The sequence below is a fragment of the Desulfobacterales bacterium genome, assembly GCA_034520365.1.
Taxonomy (GTDB): domain Bacteria; phylum Desulfobacterota; class Desulfobacteria; order Desulfobacterales; family Desulfosalsimonadaceae; genus M55B175.
The window spans coordinates 685,292-704,702 of the sequence record JAXHNP010000007.1 but is presented as its reverse complement, the minus strand read 5'-3'; the positions used below and the strand labels follow the sequence as shown (position 1 = coordinate 704,702).

Sequence of the window (19,411 nt, the reverse complement as noted above, 5' to 3'; positions counted from 1 at the left end):
GGGAACACCTATTAATTTTTCCTACCATCGATGAAATTTGTATGGTGTCCCCCGATTTAAGTAGCAAAATACGCTGCATAGGACAATTTTTTTTGATGTTTTGGACGGATTGTGTTATATGTTTAAACATTGTTTTTTTAAATAAATAATGGGTCTGTCTGAATTATGGCAGACATAAAATTTTGAAAGGAATTGTAAATGAATCAAACGGATGCGTGGTATGAGTACCCTTACAACCTGGTCGATATGTTTGAAGACAGTGTGAAAAAGTTTGCTGATCGTCCGCTGGTGGGCATGAAAAATGCCGACGGCGAATATGAGTACAAAACCTATGGGGAGGTTGCCCGGCGGGTGGACAACCTTCGGGGCGGCCTGGCGCAAGTGGGCATCGACAAGGGAGACGGCGTCGGTTTGATCATCAGCAATTCGGAAGCCTGGGACGTGATCGCATTCGCCACTTATGGCAGAGGCGCCCGGCTCGTTCCGATGTATGAAAAAGAACTGGAGAGCACCTGGCGATATATCATAAATGACAGCGCCATTAAGGTCCTGTTTGTTGTAAATGAGGATGTATACAATCAGGTGATCGGCTGGGTTGATGAAATAGAGACCCTTGAAAAAGTGTTTATTATTTACGGCACCGGTAAAAACAGCATGGCTGCGGTTGAGCAAATGGGGCAAAAAAATCCTGTAGCCTCTGTAAAACCGGATCACAGTGATATTGCCACGCTGATTTATACGTCCGGCACCACCGGCGACCCCAAGGGCGTGCTCCTCAGCCACGGCAACTTTACCACCAATGTCCTGGCTTGCTCACGGGCGTTTCCCCATATTGATGAAAACGTCAGAACACTGTCTATATTGCCCTGGGCCCACAGTTTCGGACAGACCGGTGAACTCTATTTCGGGGTTTACGTTGGCGGATCGACCGGTATCATGGAATCTGTGGATACAATTGTGGAGGATATGGCAAAAGTTCAGCCGACTGTGCTCATTGCCGTACCCCGGGTGTTTAACAAGGTTTATGCCCGTATTCACAATATGATGCGGGAAGCAGGCGGTTTGAAGGAAAAACTTTTTAACGCCGCCAAAAAAGAGGCGGAAAAAAAGCGGGAGACCGGAAAGGCTTCGATCAAGTTCAAAATTTTGGACAAGCTGGTGTTTGGAAAAATCCGCGACCGATTCGGCGGCCGATTAAAAGAGGCGATTACCGGCAGCGCGGCAATGAATAAGGAAATTGCCCAGTTTTTCATTGATATCGGCATTCCCACATATGATTGTTACGGTCTCACAGAAACCACCCCGGCCATGACCATGAACTCCCCGGCGGCCAACCGGCTTGGCAGTGTGGGACGTGCCATTGAAAAAGTCACCGTGGTCATCGATAAAGGATTTGTCGGTCAGGACAGTGAAGACGGGGAAATCGTCTGTTACGGCCCCAATGTCATGCAGGGCTATCACAACAAGCCGGAAAAGACCGCGGAAGTCATCGTAAATGATCCAAAACTCGGCAGGGGATTCCGCACCGGCGACCGGGGGCGGCTGGACAAGGACGGCTTTCTCTTTATTACCGGCCGTTTTAAAGAAGAATACAAACTGGAAAACGGCAAATACGTGCACCCGGCTTCGATAGAAGAAGATATTAAATTAAATGCCTATGCGCTCAATGCCATGATCTATGGTGAGGGAAAACCCTATAATGTCTGTCTGCTGGTCCCCGATTTTGAAGCACTGACATCGGTGGCCGAAGAAATGGGGTTTGACGATAAAAGCCCGGAAGATTTGATCAAAGAAGAAAAAATTTATGATTTCTTAAAGACGGAAATTACCAATCACCTGAAGAAAAAATACGGCGGCTATGAAATTCCAAAGAAATTCATTCTTCTCTCCGAAGATTTCTCACTGGAAAACGGCACGCTGACGCAGACCATGAAACTCAAACGCGGCAACGTATTCGAAAAATATCAGGATCAGCTCGACGCACTTTATAATTAAAAAAAGGATAAGAATTCAGCATTATCGGCAGATACAGATAAAAATCAGATTGCCGCTGAAACAGCCCGCTCTGCACTTGCCAATGCGCCTTCAAGGTGGCCGCCAAAATGGTCTGCGGTTTCACTGCCGGCAAAGTGCAGCATACCATCCCAGATGCTGGTTTTCCCGGAAGGCGGCTGGAACTCGGGATGATTGTGGGCAGCCCGCTGGTCATATTCAGTGGCTGTAAATTCTTCCTTTGCCCCATCCTGGTATTGGGTTGAGCATGGGCCAATACCAGGATGGGCCCAGATCAGAAAAAAGCCCTGATGCTCCGGGCTTAAAATTCTGCCCCCGAGACGGGAACGGGCTTCAAGCAAAGCCAGGGATTTTGCCCTGGCCGCCAGCAGAAAGGCCGCATAAATTCCGCTGAGGCCGCCCCCAATGATAATCGTGTCAACTTCTTCCGTCTGCATATCTTCCTTTAGTTGCGGATCGGCCCGTTTTTGCAGGAGACCGGGCTTTACAGGGAGTTCCGGCTTTGATAATTGAATCTTTATTAAGATGGGGCTTATGATGACCCTTCACTGCCACAGTTTCGCTCCAGCCCCCCTTTCCCCCAATTAATTAACCAAAGGATTCCAGATGGTTTTCAAAGCCTTGAATAACAAACTAAAAGCCTATTTTATTGGTCCATATGCGGACGCCTCTTTTGTTATTCAGCAAAAAGCGCAAGTACTGCTGTGGATTCATATTATTCTGATTCCTGTCACCATGGGATATCTTGTTTTCAATGCCTATCGATATGATCCGCCGGGATTTCTTCTTATTGGAACAATAGATATCGTTTTTATCGGCATTATGCTTTTGGGAATCTTTCTGATTCGGCAGCACCGATATAATACGGCCGTTTACATAAATATTTGGGTCGGTTCCGCATTGGTTGTTCTGGGGCTTTATGCGAAGACCAATGTCCAAATAGAAACGGGCGCCAACAGCTTTCTATTGCTTGTTCTCGCCGTTATTGCCTTTACCGCAATGTTTGCACGGAAAAAGGGGCTCCTGATAACTTCCCTTGTTTTCCTGGGGGTGATCATAATTAATTTTTTTGCCGTTCATCCCTATGTTCGCCCCGAGGTTCAATTCAACCATATCTCCCATTTTTTAAATGCTTTGATTTCACTGATTATTCTTTTCTGCCTGTCTTTTTTTAACGGGATGATCACAAACAATGCCCTCCTTAGAACACAGGCGGAATTAGAGCGGAATGTGGAACTCAATGAAACGCTTGAAGACAGAGTCAGGGAAAGAACAAGGGAACTGCAGGAACATATTGATCACATCAAGGTGCTAAAGGGCTTGCTGCCCATATGCTCCTCCTGTAAAAAAATCCGTGACGATAACGGTTACTGGAATCTGCTGGAGGAATATATGCATAAGCATGCTGATGTAAAATTCAGCCACGGCATTTGCCCTGAATGTGCCGCTATCCTTTACCCGGAAATTTATGGAAAGAAAAAAACAGAGTAAACAACATTTTATTGATCTGCCAATAGGATAATTTTTAAAAAAGGGAAAATGAATGTATAGAAACTATATCATAAAAATTCTCATAATCGTCCTTCCGGCACTGATTGCGGTTGGTGCCGGTTATTGGAACATAAAGGAGACCCGCACCATGGCTTATGCAGAGAAAAAAACAGACGTTGAACACATGATTCCCCCGATAGACCAAAAAACGCCGGCGCATACGGAGACGGCGACCTTTGCCCTTGGGTGATTCTGGGGGCCTGACTCCCGGTTCGGGAGTATACCCGGGGTGATCCGGACCCGAGTGGGCTATGCCGGCGGGGAAAAGAGAAACCCGACATATTACAGCCTGGGTAACCATACGGAAACCCTGCAGATCGACTATGATCCGGAAAAGGTGAGTTATAAGGACCTTCTCGATGTTTTCTGGAAGAGCCATAACCCGGCCAGGAGCGCCGGGAGCCGGCAGTACATGGCGGCCGTGTTCTTTGACGGGGAAAAACAGAAAGAACTGGCCGGGGCCTCAAAAGCGGCGGTCGCCGACAGGACCAAAGCGAAAATAGAAACCCGGATACTGCCGTTAAATGCGTTTTATCGGGCGGAGGACTACCACCAGAAATATATGCTCCGGCGAAGCAAAACGCTGATTACCGCGTTCCAGGATATTTACCCCACAACCCAGGGGCTGGTTGACTCCACGGCGGCCGCCCGGGTGAACGGCTATCTCGGCGGACACGGCGGCTGCGCCATGCTTAAGGAGGAGATCCACGAACTGGGGCTTTCCGAAGATGCGAGCCGCTTTCTGCTTAGATCCGTCTGCAGGGAATCATGAAAAATCCCCCCAAATCCCCCTTTTAGTGATATGGCGCCCCCCCTGTGCATCCGCCCTATGCACATCTCAAAACTGTTCAGCCAACTGAATTGATTTGTGCTGACGAATATGCTCAAATCCCGTTCGATGATCATTGGATGAAAGGCGGCGAAAAGGTGATGAACCTGCTTAAAGGGTTGCGGTAGTCAGGTTCAACCGCTATTCAAGGCTCCCTTTCGCCAAAAAATCGCAAACATTTATATGATCCGAATGGGCAGACATGGTATAAACAGGAAAATTCATGATCCGAAACAAAGCGCCGAGAGAGGGAGGGCAGCCATGAACCATCTGGTGGACGTTTTAAAGGAACGTTGTCGGACGGATGCGGATAACGCCGCTTTTCTGGTGAAGCGGGACGATCGATGGGAACCGACAACCTGGGCAGACGTCGATGCCGAATCAGACCGGATTGCCGCCGCGCTTCTCGCCATCGGGCTGGAGAAGGCCGACAGCGTCTGCATTCTATCCAGCACCCGGCTGGAATGGACCCTGTCGGACCTCGGGATTATCAAAGCCGGCGGCGTCAGCATCGGGATTTACCAGACCCTTTCCGGAGAGCAGGCGGCTTATATTCTGGCCGATTCACAGGCAAAATTTCTGTTTATTGAAGACCCCGGGCAGGCGGAAAAAATTCTGCCCCATCTTCCCGAGCTGCCTCATCTCCAAAAAATCATCCTCTTTGATGGCCGCCCGCAAAACGGCCGCATGGTTGCCATGGACGCGTTTTTGCAGCAAGGGGCAGACAAATTGGCATCCGCTCCCGATTGCGTCAATGAGGTTATTTCATCCATTGCCCCCGAAGACCTTGCCCTGATCATTTACACCTCGGGCACCACCGGACCGCCCAAGGGGGCGATGCTGACCCACAAAAATTTTCTGGCCGAGCTGGCCGCCACCGACGCGATCGATCAGGAGCATGTCGGCGATCTGATGATGTTCTTTCTGCCGCTTTCCCACGTCGGGGAGCGGATCGCCCAGTTCATGAGGATCCGGCGGGGGATCACCGGGGCATACGTGAAGGACATCACGAAAATTTTAGACGATATCAGAGAAATCAGGCCTACTTTTTTCGGCAGCGTCCCCCGAATTTTTGAAAAAGCCTATTCCAGAATCCGTGCAGAAGTGGATGCATCGCCGGCCTGGAAGCAGCGGTTGTTTGCCTGGGCGGAGCAAACCGGCAGGGCCGCCAGCCGGCACATCCAGGAGGGCAGCGTATTGCCGCCGGGGCTGAAAGTTCGATACCGCATCGCAGATAAGCTGGTGCTTTCAAAAATTCGGGATCTGTTCGGCGGAAGAGTGCGCTATTTTCTCTCCTCAGCGGCGCCCATTTCAACGGAAATCCTGGAATTCTTCCATGCCTGCGGCATGACCATCCTGGAAGGCTACGGTCAGACCGAGATTTCCTGCTTTTGCACACTGTGCACGCCAGACGCTTATCGGTTCGGGTCGGTTGGCAAGGCGCTGCCCGGTGTTGCGCTTAAAACCGATGAAGACGGGGAAATACTGGTGAAAGGAGATATCGTGTTTCCCGGCTACCACAATCAGACGGAACTCAACGCCAAAATCCTGACCGCGGACGGCTGGATCCGTACCGGCGACCTGGGGCGGATTGACGATAACGGGTACCTGTGGATCACGGGCCGCAAAAAGGACATTATCATCACATCCGGCGGCAAAAATGTCACGCCGTCAAACATCGAACATCTAATCATGGGCCATCCGTTGATCGAACATGCCATGGTCCACGGAGATCGGCGCAAATACCTCACCGCTCTGATCTCCCTTTCCCCTGAAAACCTGAAAGAATGGGGAAAAGCAAGCGGGTACACTGATTCGGATCATGAGGCCCTGACCCGGCTTCCCGAGGTCACGGCCGAGGTGCAGCGGGCGGTGGACGAGGCCAACGCGCATCTGGCCAAATTCGAGACGGTCAAGAAGTTCGTCATTCTGCCCAAACCATTTGACATTGAAACCGGGGAACTCACCCCCACCATGAAAGTCCGCCGCCGGCAAGTGGAGGACAAATACATAGATCTCCTGGACGCCTTGTATGCTGAAAATTGAATTTCTTTAAAATTTGGAACGCTCAATTTCAGGTGGCAATTATTCACTAAAAGCGTTACTTTGATCAGTAAATGGACTCCACAAGCTATATCAATATCGAGCGGATCAAGCTTTTCCTGGCCCTTTCCCGGACGCCGCACGGCATGCTGGATATGGCCACGCCGGCGTTTGCGGTGCTCTTATACCTGCAGGGCGTTCCGTCCATGCGCGTTGTTTTGATCGGCCTTCTGACCGCGTTTGCCGGATACACGGCTGTGTATGCGTTTAATGATATCATCGACTACCGCTCGGACAGAAAACGCTTCACCCAGCCCCAGGCGGATACCGGCGGCTACCTGGACTCCATTATGGTGCGCCACCCTATGGCCCAGGGGCTGCTATCGCTCAAGGAGGGCATTGTCTGGGCGATGGGCTGGTCCGTTGTGGCGCTCGTGGGCGCGTACCTCTTAAATCCGGTATGCGTGCTGATTTTTCTGGCCGGTGCGGGCCTTGAAACTATTTACTGCCTGCTCTGGCGGGTGAGCCCGCTTCGGGCCGTGGTCAGCGGATTTGTCAAAAACATGGGCGCGGTGGCGGCGATCTTTGCCGTGGACCCCCACCCCTCGCCGGTTTTTTTGCTGATTTTGTTTCTCTGCCTGTTTTTCTGGGAGATCGGCGGCCAGAACATTCCGGCGGACTGGACCGATATTGAGGAAGACCGGCGCTTTGACGCCAAAACCATTCCCGTGCGGCTGGGCGAGGAAAAATCGGCCGCCCTGGCCCTTTTATGCCTGGTCCTTGCGGTTTTCCTGGGTGTAATTCTTTTTCTGATGAGCTATCCGGATGTTAAATGGATGGCGGCGATGCCGATAGTACTCCTGATTGGGTTTCTGCTGCTTTTGCGGCCGGCCTTCCAGCTTTACCTGACAAAGCAGCGGGAATCCGCCATGGCGCTTTTCAACAAGGCCAGCTACTTTCCCGTCTCCATGCTGATTGTTTCCTTTATATTGATTTTTTTTTGAACTGAAAAAGGAGATGCTGTTCATGAGACGATTCGCCCTTATTTTCCTGGGCATGAGTCTGTTACTGGCCCCCGGCCTTTCCGTCTGCGCTGCCGCGGACACGGAACCGAACTGCAACATTCAGGAAGAAAGCTGCACCCAGACGGTGGGCGGGCGCACGGTGGAGCTTGATATCACGCCAAAGCCGGTTAAGGCCATGGAAGAGCTGACCTTCCGCGTGAGCGTAACCGGGGATGATCTCAAAAAGCCCCCGCACATTGATTTGGGCATGCCGGCCATGGAGATGGGGCCGAACCAGGTGACCATGAAAAAAGTTTCCGATTCGGTTTATAAGGGCACAGGTGTGATCGTGCGATGCCCGAGCGGAAAAACCATCTGGGAAGCCGAAGTGACGATTCCGGGCGCGGGCCAGGCAAGCTTTATATTTGATGTTGTCTACTAGCCCGATTTACCTTATCTTTTTTACTTCCGGTCTTGCCGTGGGCTTCGGCCACTGCATCGGCATGTGCGGCCCGATTGTGATATCGCTTTCCTTAAACATCAGGGACCGTTCCTCTCTTTTCCCCAATCTCTTCTATAACTTCGGCCGCACTATCACCTACGGCATTTTGGGCGCGATTATGGGCGGGGCCGCCTCGTTTACGCGGTTTACCCAGGGCATCGGCGGCATCCAGCAGGGAGTGATGATCGGGGCGGGCATTCTGATTGTGGTGATGGGTGTGGCCATGACCGGATGGTTTCCTGCCCACCGCCTTTTCGGCAATTTCACGCCGGCCGCGCAGATGATCAACAAGTATTTCAAGCGGCTGTTTGCCCATCAGAACAACCTGGTGTTTCTGCCCATCGGCATGCTTCTGGGGCTGCTCCCGTGCGGGCCGGTCTATACCGCCATGATCGCCGCGGCCCGGACCGGGATGGATGCGGCCTCAACAATTGAGGGGATACTTTCGGGTGCGGCCGTGATGGTCTGTTTCGGCTTGGGGACGATCCCCGCGCTGCTAATTTTGTCACAGATATCAAACGTCCGGTGGTTAAAGCGCCGGGATTTGATATATAAATTCGGCGGGGTGCTGATGATCGGGATGGGGATTTATTTTGTGTGGAAGGCGGTCATATTTTAAGACTAAAGGGGTTTCCGTCCCAGATGAATCGCGGCGATGCCGTTGGTGAGGCGTTTGTAGGCGACATTGGTAAAGCCGATGGCCTCAAGGATCTCCTTTAATTCGTCGGCTGAGGCAAACATCCGGATGGTTTCGGAAAGACAGCTGTAGGACTGGCTGGAGCCGGCCAGGAGGGTTCCCAGAAGCGGCATCACATGGAAGGAATACCAGTCATACAGGGTCCGGAAAACGGGGTTTACCGGCTTTGAAAACTCCAGGCACATAATTTTGCCGCCCGGCTTTAACACCCGGTACATTTCGGAAAAGCCTTTTTTGAGGTGCGTGAGGTTCCGGATACCGAATCCCACCGTGGCCGCGTCAAACAGGTCCTCCGAAAAGGCGATCTGTTCCGCATCGCCCTGAATATAATGGAGATGCCGGGCAAGGGATTCATTCCGGGGCCGGTCCCGGCCGGCTTCCATCATGGCCCGGTTCATGTCATAGATAAACACGTTGCCGGCCGCCCCGATCCGCCGGGCCGCAAAAACCGCCAGGTCCCCGGTGCCGCCGCACACATCCAGCACCTGATCCCCCGGTTTTAAATCCAGCATGCGGATGGCAGTCCGCTTCCAGGCATAATGGATGCCGAAGCTCAAAAGCGTGTTCATAAAGTCATACTTGGGCGCCACCCGGTTGAAATGCTCAAGTACCGCCTTTTCCTTCTCCTCGCGGCTCATCTCCCGGAACCCGAAACGGGCGGTGCCGGATGCCTCCACATATTCATCAAACATTTTTTCCCGGCCGCTTCGATCAAACCATCCGGGGATGTTGAATAGTTTCATGTGCCTCTAATCCTGTTTCGTTTTAATCTTACTCGCCGGTTTTCTTCAGATGCAACATATAGTTCATCGGGGCGGACCGGGTCAGATAGGCGCGGCCCATGAACGGCAGATACAGAAACCCCGAGCAGTCGAGCACGGAAAGCCCGGCTTCGCAGGCCCACTTTTCAAGCTCCCGGGGCCGGATAAATTTGTGGTAGTGATGCGTCCCTTTTTCAACAATTCCAAGCACATATTCGGCAATCAGAATCACCATCAGCCGGGAAAGCCAGGTCCGGTTGATGGTGGACAGGAAAATATCCCCGCCGGGCTTGGCCAAACGCTCGCAGGCCGCCAGAACGGAGCCGGGATTCGGCACATGCTCCAGCAATTCCATAGAGACAATGATATCGAAGCGCTCCGGCATCTCCATGGCCAGGGGTTCGGCCGAGGCCTCGCGGTAGTCAATGGAGAGCCCGGAAATTTCCCGGTGGGCCCGGGCGGCGGAAAGGGCGGATGGGGCCAGATCAATGCCGGTCACCCGGCCGCCGGCATGCGCCAGGGCCTCTGAGAGGATCCCCCCGCCGCAGCCGATATCCAGAACCTCGCGGCCGGCGATGTCCGCGCGGTCGGCAACATACTTAAGGCGCAGGGGATTTATGTCATGAAGCGCCTTAAGGCTTCCCTTCCGCTGCCACCAGTCGGCCGCGTGATGCTCAAAATAGCGGATCTCGGCGTCATCGATATTTTTTTCCGCCGGGTCCATCAGGCAATATCAATCCCGGCCTCGGCAAACAGGGGCCGGATAAACTCAAGGCTGGCACGGCCGGCCACTTCCGGCCCGTTGGCATAGGGATAGAGCTCAAGGGTGATATCCCCGCCATAGCCCAGCCGCTTCATGGTTTGAAACACTTCGGCAAAATCAACCGCCCCGTCTCCGGGTACCAGGTGGTGATGTATCCGGCTTTTTCCGATATCTTCCAGGTGAACGTGGCCGACCCATTCAAAAAGATCTTCCAGGGCATGGGCCGGGTTTTCACCGGCACAGAAGAAATGGCCGATATCAAAGTTGATGCCCACCTGCGGGGAATGGACATCCTTGATAAACTCCCTGAATTCCTCGGTTCGCTCGATCAAAAGATCCGGCTCCGGCTCCACCAGGAGTTTGATGTTGAGCTCTTCGGCCAGCGGGATGACGCTTTCCAGTCCCTGGTGAAAAAGCTCCATGGCCTCTTTTCGGGTCCCATTGGTCAGGGGGCCGCCGGGGGGAATCGAAATGTTGCGGCAGCCCAGGGTCTTTGCGATATGCAGACACTGCTGGGTGTGCTGAATGCGGACCAGGCGACGCTCCGGCTGCTCTTCGATCCAGGAGGGCAGATAGGTGTTGCCCACGGCAAACAGGGTGAAGCTGTTTAGATTGGTAACCCGAAGATTGTTTATATCAAGCACCTGTTTGATACCGTCAAGCGCCTCCTGATCAAAATCCGGCGGATACAGGTGGGGCCGGTCGCACATGATCTCCGTTCCGGCAAATCCTAAGGCCGCGATTCTTCTGAGCGCCTCGGCAATGCTGTATTGGGTGAATGCATTGGTGCTGTAGCCGAATATCATTTAAAACTCCTTGCTCACCCGGGTGTTTAAATCATTCTCAAAATTGTCGAGTGCCGCCAGCTGGCCTTCAAAGCTTGCCGGCGCATCCCCGAAGGTCTTTTTAAAGTAAAAGGCAAGCTCCGGGATGAGGCCCGCACACCCCGCTGTTTTCGCTGCCGCCGCCCAGCGCGACAGATCCAGCACCATGGGCGCAGCCAGAATGGAGTCCCGGCCCTGGAGGTTTAAGCGAAGACTCATGGGCAGCCCGAAAATGCTCTCAAAATCGATTACATCCCAGGCCTCTTTGGCATCGCCCCGGGGCGGGTAGTAATCGATATGCACCTTGTGGGCGGATTTTCCGTATTGGCGCATGCCGGGAGAATAACCCAGCACATCCGCCAGCACATCGGTCTTGTTCTCGAGCTTGCATGCGGCATGCTCCGGGTCCATCAGGTTTTCGCCGTCCGCGTTGCCCAGTATGTTCAGGCTGTACCACCCGTTGACAAACAGGGCCCGGGCCCGGAATGCGGCCGCCAGGACCACCTTGAAGTAGGTCTGGCCGGTTTTTCCGTCCCGGCCGGCGATGGGAACGCCGGTTTCCCGGGCGGTATTGACGACCGACGGGATCTCAACAGCATTGGGCGTAAAATTGACCACCGGCACGCCCGCTTCCACCGCCGCCAGCACATAGGGAATATCGCTAATGGGCGGCTCGCTGACCGCGGCATAGAGGTCTGAAAGATTTAAAAACCGGTCCAGATCATGGCAGTTCCCTGCGGGCAGGAGGTTTACCAGCACCGGGGCATGATCGGGAAACTCCCCCATAAATGCCTTTATTTCCGCCTTTATCTGCTCGACCTGCGCTTTCAGCGGCGCGCCGGGTTCCGGGGCCGCCTTTACCGGCAATCGGTCGATAGTTTCCGCATAGGGGCGCCAGATGCCTTTTTGCAGAACCCCCTGCCGGGCAAGCGCATCGGTTATAGAACCCTCGCTTATATCCCAGCCGGCGATTTCAGTATCCACAGGCTTGCCCAGCCAGTCAAACTTTTCGCCGGTCATCAGGTAGGGCAGAATCAGGTCCGGGTTATCTTTTACCGCGCATACCGCCGCCGCCAGGGTCGATCCGATCGCCCCCCTGATGCCTGCAGCGAGTATCAATACGCCTTTATTGGAACTATTTGTCATGGATTATCCCATTTCCGTCGTCTTAATCTTACTCTTAATCTTAATCCCGATTAATTCCCGCCATTTTTACCCTCATCCCAGCCTTCTCCCAGAGGGAGAAGGGGACTTAAGGAATCGGCCTGACTCAATCGTACTCAGTCCCGCGTGAGCGGGACGGTTCTCGTACTCGTAATCGGGATACTTAAAGGCCGATTACGAGTACGTGTACGTGTACGAGTGCGAACAATGGCGAAGCGAAAACATTATTTCCCTGCCCCGGCAAACGACGCCGCCGGCACCGCCTCCCCCTTTGTCTCCTCTGCCTGTTGCTTTTCCCGATGTTTGGCGGCCCGGGTACTTAAGCGCAGGGTATTGCCGGTCACGCTGAGGCTTGAGAGCATCATGGCCGTCACCGCCACCAGGGGATTTAAAAGTCCGCTCATGGCAATCGGAATGCTGACGATATTATATATAAATGAAAAAATCAAATTCTGCCGGATGGTTCGGGTCACATTTCCGGCAAGCGCATAAAAATAAAGGATCTGGCGGGGTTCATTGCCCATCAGGGTTATGGCCGATGCCTCCCGTCCGATCTGCCGGCCGCTGTGTACGGCGATCCCCAGATCGGCGGAGGCGAGCGCGGGCAAGTCATTGACCCCGTCGCCCACCATGGCCACCTGAAACCCCTTGTTTTTCATGGAATTGACGAATTCCGCCTTCTCCTCGGGCCGCATGCCGCCATGGGCGTCCGTGATGCCAAGCTCCCTGGCCACACGCCGGGTTGCCGGCCCGCCGTCGCCTGAAATAAGCGAGACGGCGATATTTTTATTCTTAAGCGCCTGCACCAGGGCGGCGCTCGATGCCCGCAGGGTGTCGCCGAATCGAAACACCGCGGCGATTCTGCCGTCAACACTCATATAGACCTCGGATACCGCCCGGCCGGATTCGAAATCCCGGCTTTTGTTGATAATATCGGCATCTGGAATATGGTCTGCCAGAAACCGGGCGGCGCCGATCATGACCCGGCGGCCGCTTATATCGCCGGAGATGCCGTTTTCGGTTTCCGCCGCGCCGTTTGCGGCGGCCGGTGTAACACCCTTTTCCCGGGCGGCGCCGACAATGGCCTCGCCAATGTAGTGCGTAGAATAAGCCTCCAGCCCGGCGGCCAGTTCCAATACCGACGCCTCTGAGTGTCCCTCCGGGGTGTCAATTTCCAGCAATTCCCAGACCCCTTTTGTAAGGGTCCCGGTTTTATCGAAAATAACCGCATTGATCTGATCAATCCGGTCAAACGCCGAAAACTCATGCACCAGGATGCCGGCCCGGCCGGCCAGCGATATCCCGGCCACCCGCGCTAAAGGAATGGCCACCCCCAGCGCGCACGGGCACGAGATGACCATCACTGTGATCGCCCGGATCCAGGATTCACGAACGCCCAGCCCAAATCCCAGGCAGACGGCCCCGGTCGCCAGCGCCAGGAGGATGATGCCCGGCACAAAAAACCGGAGCACCCGGTCGGTCACGTCTTCAAGCCCGGTTTTGCCGGCAAGCGCGTTTTCCATGATCGCGGTCAGCTGCCCGACCATTGAATCCCGCCCCACAGCTGTGGCCCTGATCTTCAAGTCTCCGGAGAGGACCCGGGTGCCGCTGCTCACCCGGTCGCCCGCGGTTTTATCCACCGGCCGCGCCTCGCCGGTGAGCGAACTCTCGTCCACGCGGGCGGCTCCCTCAATGATCCGGCCGTCCGCGGCAATCACCTCATCGGCCATCACCCGGAACATATCCCCTTCGGAAAGCGCCGACGCCGCCGCGTACCGGCCCTCGGGAAAAGACCCGCTGATGATCCGGGCCTTTTTCGGCTGAAGGGCAAAGAAGCTGCCCAGCTGGGCCTGAACCCGGTCCCGGGTCCAGCTCTCAACAGCCTTTCCGATAAGCACCAGGGTAATCAGCATGGAGGCCGTATCAAAGTAGAGATGGATGCTTCCCTGAAGCCAGTTATAGAAGCTGTAAAAAAAGGCGCTGGCCGCCCCGATTGTGATAAGCGCCTCCATGCCGGGGGCCGCGGCCCGCAGGCCGGCAATGGCTTTTCTGTGAATCGGGGCGCCGCCGTAGACAAAAACAATGCTTGCCATAATCACGATGGGCCATGAAATATTGGCGATGGCGGCTTTCGGGAGATCGGTAAAAAACCCGGAATACAGCGCAAAGGAGAGCATCATGACGTTCATGGTGAGAAATGCCGAAACGCCGAAACGGATGAAGGCTTTGCGCGAACGCTTCCGGCTGCTTTCATCCCCGGGCGGCATGGCCTGGTAGCCGAGCTTTTTGACCCTCTCCATGATGCGCTTGGGCGAGGTTACCACCGGATCGTAATCAAGCTTGACACGGTCCATTGAAAACAGGCAGTTGGCCGCTTTAATGCCTTTGGACTTATTTAAGGTTTCCTCGATTACCCAGGCACAGGCCGGGCACCACATCCCCTCGACGTGTAAATTAAGGGGCAGATAATCCCCTGAGCCCGCGGACGGCTCATCTTCATCCAGCGCTTTTTCCGCAGCCGGGGCCCGCTTTTCTTTTCCGCGGCGATCCTCCAAATCCTCGAGGGATCCCGGAATGATCCCCGCCGCCACGCAGCGCTGGTAAATTTCCGTCTCCCTGAATTGCGCGGGGTCCGCCGCATCGGTTGACTCCATGATCATTATATACACCTGGCGGCAGCCATAACAGCAGAACCGGAGGGTTTTACCGGAAATTTGGGCCGTGACCGCGCCGTATTTAAGCGGCAGGCCGCAGAGGTCGCAGCATTCGGTGGTCATGATAGGCTATTTAAATTCAATGATATTTGCAAAAGATTCCTTTTATCTCCTTCTCCCTCTGGGAGAAGGCCGGGATGAGGGTAAAATGGGGCTGGATGGATTTTTGTGAATATCGGAACCGGTCCATTTTATATAAGAGTAAGATTAAGACGGCAAATATGACGGCAATCTACTGAGGTTGACGGATGCCGAGGGACTTCACAAACGCAACGATGCGCCAGCGGTCCGCCGATGTGATGGTGCCGTGCAAGGCCGGCTGGCGGCCGCCCGGGATGCCATAGCTGATAGTGCGGAACATATAGGCTGCCGGCATGTCCTGAACAGCCGGGCTTCGAAGATCCGCGGGAAGGGGCGCAAAACTTTGCCCGACAGTCCCCATCCCGTCATAGTTTTTGCCGTGGCACATGACGCAGTAATACTGGTACTGGGTTTTGCCGGCGGCGATGATCTCCTCTGTAACTTCTTCAAATGGAGGCTTGAGTTCCTTATCGGGTGTGGCCCGAAGGATTTCTTCGCCCCCCGAAAACGGGACCACGCCATCGGCCATGGCCGGAATCGGCTCTTCCCGCGGCCGGATGACCGGGGTTTCCCACATTCGGCCAAACCGCATGTTGTTGTCATACACGGTAAGGATCGCATAAATCCCGACCAGAACGACCGAGGCAAAAAGCGCCAGAGCGACGATCCGCTTAATCATTCGCCCTTTGCTCCCCTGACGTGCTGCGGATGCGGCAGCAGTTCATAGTCGGCATACGGCGACGCGGCCGGCACGTCTTCCACCGCCCCGTAGTCCCAGTCCGGCATGCCGCGGTCGCCGATCACGGCAAACGCGTAAAACCCCATGGCCAGAATCAACACCACCATCAGGAAAATGTTGACCCAGGATCGAAACAGCGACCCCTGATGTGATAATTCCGTCATATTGCCACCTTAAATACCCCGATTGCCAGAATATAAAAAAACGCCCATACCACCGTCCCGATGATCGTAAGCGTCATGCCCAGCGGAAACGGGGCATTGCAGTCTTCAAACCCTTCCGGAAACCGGTGGATGATTTCCTTTTTCCGCTCTTCGGAGCGGTCTGAGAAAAAATGGGTGTAGCCCAGAAACAGCCCGAAAATAATAATAAAGAGCAGGGCCGGAAAAAAGTAGATGAACAGGTGCTGATGGGCCAGAAGTTCAAAAAAACGCATGGTTCATGCCTCTCCTATTGAAAAAAAAGCGCGAAAATGAGCACCGCCGCACTGGCCGAAAGCCCGGCGCACGCCAGAAATGCCAAAGCATAGATTTCATACCGGCTCATGCGGGAAGGCTTGACGGTTTTTGAATAATCCGTCTCCTCCAGCGGCAGAAACCGCGCCCGCTGCTGATCGCTGAACTGGCCGTTTCTGAGCGCCCAGATAAAAACGATCACCGACACCCCGATGCCCAAACCCATGTATGTGATAAAATACGGAAAATACATAACCTTCTCCTGTCACGGCTCATAGGCCGCATCAATCCCCTTGGGCTCCGCACCCGCATCACTCTGGTTGATAAAATACTCGGCCACGTAATTGCCGACCTCCCATATTTTCTCGGATTCGAGATCCTTCTTAAAATAAGGCATGGCGGTGCCGGTAATGCCGTTCATGATCTGGTAATAAAGAATTCCGCCGGAAATGCCCCGGTCCTTTAAAATGGTAAAATTGAGCGGCGGCGGATAGATATACGGCTGGGCCGGCCCCATGCCGTCGCCCACCGGTCCGTGGCAGCCGATGCAGAAATCCTGGTATACCTTGTGTCCCCGGGCCAGGCCCGCCTCACTGGTCGGATACGGGTTGGGCAGCTCCCGCCAGGGTTTGGGCACATGCTCATGAATCCATTCGACATTTTTCACCGGCCCCTTCTCATAGGCCTCAACCGCGGCCTCCTTCCATTTCTTCTGGCGTGCCACGCGCTTATCCGCCGCCTTGAAGCCGAGGCTCTGGACATAGGCCGTCAAAAGTTCCAATTTGTTCTCTCCCAGGAATTTAAACGCCGGCATTATAGACAGGGGGCTTGTATACCGGGGATTTATAAAATGTGCCATATGCCAGTCATCCGGATGCTCGCCCCCTTCCTGGGACAAATCCGGCCCGGTGCGCTGGGAGCCCAAAAGGATGGGCCGGTCGGCCACATAGTCGCCGGCCTGGGCGATCCGCTCCGCGCCAATGCCCCAGTCCAGAACCCGGATGGACTGGCTGTGACAGTATACGCACCCATTGGCGATATAGATCTCCCGGCCTGCGGCCTCGGCTTCGGTCCGCTCCCGATGAATCCCGGAGGGCGTGGTCTGGCTGGTGTGATAAAACGGAAGGACAATCACCACCGCCACCACGGCGGCCAGAATCATAATGCTTCCGATAAAGATTACTGCAGGGGTCATCTTCATGTTCATGCGGCCGATTCTCCTGCAGGCATCATAAGGCTTCGCATAATATTGTAAAACCCGATCAAGGCGGACGTAAAAATCATCAGCCCCAGTGCCGCCCGTATCACGTAGTACATGTGTACCTCAGGCAGCACCCGGTACACGGTTTCCCCGTTTAACCAGGCATTTCCCTGGATCAGGCCCGCAATGGTTAGAATAACGGTAAAGCCCACGGTTCCGATAAGAATCAGCCAGTATTGAAAATCCGCCAGAAACCGGCTGAACAAGGGCTTTCCGGTAATACGGGGCAGAATAAAGTAGAGCCCGCCCAGGGCGATCATACCGGAGAACCCGAGCACGCCGATATGGGCGTGCCCCACCACCCAGTTGTTGAAGTGGGTGACGCGCTGGACCTGGGGCAGCGACATCATGGAGCCCTGGATACTCACAAAAAAGTAGAAGATGGTGCCGGTAAACACGAACTTGGCGCCGATATCCGCATGAATGGCGCCCAGCTTGCCCTTGGCGGTGTACCAGATGTTAATCAGAAAGGCCATAACCGGAATGACCATGGCGATGCTATCCACAATGGCCACCACCTTAAGCCAGGTGGGCACCGGCACCTGGAGCAGATGATGGGTGCCGATATGGGCGTAGACCACGATCAGTCCCCAGAAGCCCAGCAAAGACAGGGTATGGCTGTATAGCGGCGCCTGGATGGCCTTGGGAATCACGTAATAGGCCACCCCGATGGCCAGCGGTGTTAACAGGAGCCCGAAAATGTTGTGCCCGTAAAACCAGAGCAGAATGGCATCCGGAATCCCTACCAGCGCGCCGACATTCGGCTCCCAAACCACATTGCCCAGGGCATAGGTAATGCCCGTCAGGACTGCCGCTGCGCAGGCATACCAGATGGACACGTAAATGAGCGGCTCTTCCCGTTTGGCAACCGTCATGGCAAAATTGGTGATCACCAGTATAAACAAAAATATGACCAGGATATCCACCGGCCATATCATCTCCGCGTATTCCCGTCCCTGGGAATGGCCGGAAAGAAGGGTGACGACCGAGGCCACCAGCATCACATTCCATAAAACGGCGGTCAGAACCCCCAGTTTTTCGCTGAACAGATCGGTTTTGAGCATCCGGGGAACATAGTAGAACGCCGCAGCCAGCAGCCCCGGTGTCACGAAGCCGAAAAGCACCAGGTTGACATGGGTCGGCCGCACCCGGCCGAATACCATGCCCCCGATGTTTTCCGTCATATCCGGCGCAATCAGCTCGGTTGCGCCCAAAAGCCCCATAAATGTGGCCACAATCATCCAAAGGGCCGAGGTAAAACAAAAGCTCTTGGCTGTTATGTAACTGCTGTCTACTGTCTTTTCTGTTTCAGGCAAACCAATATTTCCTTATTTTCCGTCCGTCTTAATCTTACTCTTACTCTTAATCTTAATCTATCTTTCAGTTATGGCACGCCAGCCAGCAGCCGATATTGGCATTACGCTCACGGTGGCATTCCAGGCAGAACCCCATCTTAAAATGCTTGCCTTTGACCCGGTCCATGGCTTCCACCTTACCATGGCAGGCCTCGCATTGAATCTCTTTTCGTATATGGCGCTGGTGGTTAAACAGCACATGCTCCGGCAGGTAATTCACCTTCCGCCATGGGGTCGGTGTATTGGTGTCGAAATACTCATGCTCCTTCCGGATTTCCGGGTGGTTGGCGATGATGTACTCATGGCAGAACAAGCATTTTTCCACCGGCGGCACACCGGGATACGTCGAGCGTTTCACATAGGGATGGCAAAAACGGCAGTCAATCGCCTTGTGCCCGGCATGCACCCTGTGGGAAAAGGCAATCGGCTGCTCAATGCCGGCGGTGGCCTGAGGGTAAATAAAAATCAGGTAAACAAAGACCAGGCTCACCACGGTTGCCAGGACGACGAAGAAAATCGGCGCCTTGTTCCGGCCGAGGACCGTCATGGTCTCGCCGAAGGCGGTAAAGAACTTCATGGGTTTGCCGCCGGTGCCGACAAGAATGCTGATCACAAGGATGGTTAATACGGTGGCTGTTATCAGAAGTATTTCCAT

General features: G+C 54.3%; 20 protein-coding genes and 1 pseudogene. 8 read left to right on the top strand and 13 right to left on the bottom strand.

Going from position 1 to position 19,411, the window contains the following annotated elements; genetic code table 11:
• The first annotated feature begins 198 nt into the window (after positions 1-198).
• Entirely contained in the window at positions 199-1,995 is a 1,797-nt protein-coding gene (locus U5L07_17305; GenBank protein MDZ7833505.1) for a long-chain fatty acid--CoA ligase, read from the top strand.
• A 44-nt stretch (positions 1,996-2,039) separates the two neighbouring features.
• On the opposite strand, the gene U5L07_17300 is transcribed toward U5L07_17305, so the two are convergent.
• On the bottom strand, positions 2,040-2,450 hold the full coding sequence (locus U5L07_17300; GenBank protein MDZ7833504.1) for an NAD(P)-binding protein: 411 nt from the start codon (positions 2,448-2,450) through the stop codon (positions 2,040-2,042).
• Between the two features lie 169 nt (positions 2,451-2,619).
• On the opposite strand from U5L07_17300, the gene U5L07_17295 reads away from it, so the two are divergent.
• The 7 genes and pseudogenes from U5L07_17295 to U5L07_17265 all read left to right on the top strand — a co-directional run bounded on the left by U5L07_17295 (position 2,620) and on the right by U5L07_17265 (position 8,561).
• Positions 2,620-3,504: a hypothetical protein gene (locus U5L07_17295; GenBank protein MDZ7833503.1), complete on the top strand. Its 885-nt coding sequence runs from the start codon at positions 2,620-2,622 to the stop codon at positions 3,502-3,504.
• A 52-nt stretch (positions 3,505-3,556) separates the two neighbouring features.
• Positions 3,557-3,754: a hypothetical protein gene (locus U5L07_17290; GenBank protein ID MDZ7833502.1), complete on the top strand. Its 198-nt coding sequence runs from the start codon at positions 3,557-3,559 to the stop codon at positions 3,752-3,754.
• A 12-nt stretch (positions 3,755-3,766) separates the two neighbouring features.
• Positions 3,767-4,336 (top strand): annotated as a pseudogene (locus U5L07_17285) (peptide-methionine (S)-S-oxide reductase).
• 318 nt (positions 4,337-4,654) lie between these two features.
• On the top strand, positions 4,655-6,439 hold the full coding sequence (locus tag U5L07_17280; GenBank protein ID MDZ7833501.1) for a long-chain fatty acid--CoA ligase: 1,785 nt from the start codon (positions 4,655-4,657) through the stop codon (positions 6,437-6,439).
• Between the two features lie 71 nt (positions 6,440-6,510).
• Positions 6,511-7,440 carry a UbiA family prenyltransferase gene (locus tag U5L07_17275; protein MDZ7833500.1) on the top strand — a complete coding sequence of 310 codons (930 nt, stop codon included), beginning with the start codon at positions 6,511-6,513 and terminating at the stop codon, positions 7,438-7,440.
• 22 nt (positions 7,441-7,462) lie between these two features.
• On the top strand, positions 7,463-7,882 hold the full coding sequence (locus tag U5L07_17270) for a hypothetical protein (GenBank protein ID MDZ7833499.1): 420 nt from the start codon (positions 7,463-7,465) through the stop codon (positions 7,880-7,882).
• Positions 7,869-8,561, top strand: a complete 693-nt coding sequence (locus U5L07_17265) for a sulfite exporter TauE/SafE family protein (GenBank protein MDZ7833498.1) — start codon at positions 7,869-7,871, stop codon at positions 8,559-8,561. Before U5L07_17270 ends, U5L07_17265 begins: the two co-directional genes overlap by 14 nt.
• Before the next feature lie 2 nt (positions 8,562-8,563).
• Here the strand turns inward: U5L07_17265 and ubiE are convergent, their stop codons facing one another.
• From ubiE to U5L07_17205, 12 genes are all read right to left on the bottom strand, one after another.
• Positions 8,564-9,382, bottom strand: coding sequence for a bifunctional demethylmenaquinone methyltransferase/2-methoxy-6-polyprenyl-1,4-benzoquinol methylase UbiE (ubiE, locus tag U5L07_17260; protein ID MDZ7833497.1), 819 nt, complete (start codon positions 9,380-9,382; stop codon positions 8,564-8,566).
• 28 nt (positions 9,383-9,410) lie between these two features.
• Positions 9,411-10,124 (bottom strand): bifunctional 2-polyprenyl-6-hydroxyphenol methylase/3-demethylubiquinol 3-O-methyltransferase UbiG, encoded by a 714-nt coding sequence (ubiG, locus tag U5L07_17255; protein ID MDZ7833496.1) that lies wholly within the window; start codon positions 10,122-10,124, stop codon positions 9,411-9,413.
• On the bottom strand, positions 10,124-10,969 hold the full coding sequence (locus U5L07_17250; protein MDZ7833495.1) for a sugar phosphate isomerase/epimerase family protein: 846 nt from the start codon (positions 10,967-10,969) through the stop codon (positions 10,124-10,126). The genes ubiG and U5L07_17250 overlap by 1 nt, the downstream gene beginning before the upstream one ends.
• Positions 10,970-12,133 (bottom strand): inositol-3-phosphate synthase, encoded by a 1,164-nt coding sequence (locus U5L07_17245; GenBank protein ID MDZ7833494.1) that lies wholly within the window; start codon positions 12,131-12,133, stop codon positions 10,970-10,972.
• Positions 12,134-12,375: 242 nt separating this feature from the next.
• Positions 12,376-14,928 (bottom strand): cation-translocating P-type ATPase, encoded by a 2,553-nt coding sequence (locus U5L07_17240; protein MDZ7833493.1) that lies wholly within the window; start codon positions 14,926-14,928, stop codon positions 12,376-12,378.
• Positions 14,929-15,097: 169 nt separating this feature from the next.
• Entirely contained in the window at positions 15,098-15,625 is a 528-nt protein-coding gene (locus U5L07_17235; protein MDZ7833492.1) for a c-type cytochrome, read from the bottom strand.
• Positions 15,622-15,849, bottom strand: a complete 228-nt coding sequence (locus tag U5L07_17230) for a hypothetical protein (GenBank protein MDZ7833491.1) — start codon at positions 15,847-15,849, stop codon at positions 15,622-15,624. Before U5L07_17230 ends, U5L07_17235 begins: the two co-directional genes overlap by 4 nt.
• On the bottom strand, positions 15,846-16,121 hold the full coding sequence (locus U5L07_17225; GenBank protein MDZ7833490.1) for a hypothetical protein: 276 nt from the start codon (positions 16,119-16,121) through the stop codon (positions 15,846-15,848). Before U5L07_17225 ends, U5L07_17230 begins: the two co-directional genes overlap by 4 nt.
• Positions 16,122-16,135: 14 nt before the next feature.
• Positions 16,136-16,393, bottom strand: a complete 258-nt coding sequence (ccoS, locus tag U5L07_17220; protein MDZ7833489.1) for a cbb3-type cytochrome oxidase assembly protein CcoS — start codon at positions 16,391-16,393, stop codon at positions 16,136-16,138.
• Between the two features lie 12 nt (positions 16,394-16,405).
• Complete coding sequence (locus tag U5L07_17215; protein ID MDZ7833488.1) at positions 16,406-17,347, bottom strand: cbb3-type cytochrome c oxidase subunit II; 942 nt, start codon at positions 17,345-17,347, stop codon at positions 16,406-16,408.
• Complete coding sequence (locus U5L07_17210; GenBank protein ID MDZ7833487.1) at positions 17,344-18,717, bottom strand: cbb3-type cytochrome c oxidase subunit I; 1,374 nt, start codon at positions 18,715-18,717, stop codon at positions 17,344-17,346. Before U5L07_17210 ends, U5L07_17215 begins: the two co-directional genes overlap by 4 nt.
• A 64-nt stretch (positions 18,718-18,781) precedes the next feature.
• Positions 18,782-19,411: a cytochrome c3 family protein gene (locus tag U5L07_17205; GenBank protein ID MDZ7833486.1), complete on the bottom strand. Its 630-nt coding sequence runs from the start codon at positions 19,409-19,411 to the stop codon at positions 18,782-18,784.

What these genes read in the sequence shown, in the direction of transcription:
- ubiE (MDZ7833497.1), bottom strand. Translation starts at nt 9,382, where the DNA reads ATGAAACTATTCAACATCCCCGGATGGTTTGATCGAAGCGGCCGGGAA.
- U5L07_17235 (MDZ7833492.1), bottom strand. Translation starts at nt 15,625, where the DNA reads ATGATTAAGCGGATCGTCGCTCTGGCGCTTTTTGCCTCGGTCGTTCTG.
- ubiG (MDZ7833496.1), bottom strand. Translation starts at nt 10,124, where the DNA reads ATGGACCCGGCGGAAAAAAATATCGATGACGCCGAGATCCGCTATTTT.
- U5L07_17265 (MDZ7833498.1), top strand. Translation starts at nt 7,869, where the DNA reads ATGTTGTCTACTAGCCCGATTTACCTTATCTTTTTTACTTCCGGTCTT.
- U5L07_17205 (MDZ7833486.1), bottom strand. Translation starts at nt 19,411, where the DNA reads ATGGAAATACTTCTGATAACAGCCACCGTATTAACCATCCTTGTGATC.
- U5L07_17290 (MDZ7833502.1), top strand. Translation starts at nt 3,557, where the DNA reads ATGTATAGAAACTATATCATAAAAATTCTCATAATCGTCCTTCCGGCA.
- U5L07_17215 (MDZ7833488.1), bottom strand. Translation starts at nt 17,347, where the DNA reads ATGAACATGAAGATGACCCCTGCAGTAATCTTTATCGGAAGCATTATG.
- U5L07_17250 (MDZ7833495.1), bottom strand. Translation starts at nt 10,969, where the DNA reads ATGATATTCGGCTACAGCACCAATGCATTCACCCAATACAGCATTGCC.
- U5L07_17240 (MDZ7833493.1), bottom strand. Translation starts at nt 14,928, where the DNA reads ATGACCACCGAATGCTGCGACCTCTGCGGCCTGCCGCTTAAATACGGC.
- U5L07_17300 (MDZ7833504.1), bottom strand. Translation starts at nt 2,450, where the DNA reads ATGCAGACGGAAGAAGTTGACACGATTATCATTGGGGGCGGCCTCAGC.
- U5L07_17280 (MDZ7833501.1), top strand. Translation starts at nt 4,655, where the DNA reads ATGAACCATCTGGTGGACGTTTTAAAGGAACGTTGTCGGACGGATGCG.
- U5L07_17295 (MDZ7833503.1), top strand. Translation starts at nt 2,620, where the DNA reads ATGGTTTTCAAAGCCTTGAATAACAAACTAAAAGCCTATTTTATTGGT.
- U5L07_17245 (MDZ7833494.1), bottom strand. Translation starts at nt 12,133, where the DNA reads ATGACAAATAGTTCCAATAAAGGCGTATTGATACTCGCTGCAGGCATC.
- U5L07_17230 (MDZ7833491.1), bottom strand. Translation starts at nt 15,849, where the DNA reads ATGACGGAATTATCACATCAGGGGTCGCTGTTTCGATCCTGGGTCAAC.
- U5L07_17275 (MDZ7833500.1), top strand. Translation starts at nt 6,511, where the DNA reads ATGGACTCCACAAGCTATATCAATATCGAGCGGATCAAGCTTTTCCTG.
- U5L07_17305 (MDZ7833505.1), top strand. Translation starts at nt 199, where the DNA reads ATGAATCAAACGGATGCGTGGTATGAGTACCCTTACAACCTGGTCGAT.
- U5L07_17270 (MDZ7833499.1), top strand. Translation starts at nt 7,463, where the DNA reads ATGAGACGATTCGCCCTTATTTTCCTGGGCATGAGTCTGTTACTGGCC.
- U5L07_17225 (MDZ7833490.1), bottom strand. Translation starts at nt 16,121, where the DNA reads ATGCGTTTTTTTGAACTTCTGGCCCATCAGCACCTGTTCATCTACTTT.
- ccoS (MDZ7833489.1), bottom strand. Translation starts at nt 16,393, where the DNA reads ATGTATTTTCCGTATTTTATCACATACATGGGTTTGGGCATCGGGGTG.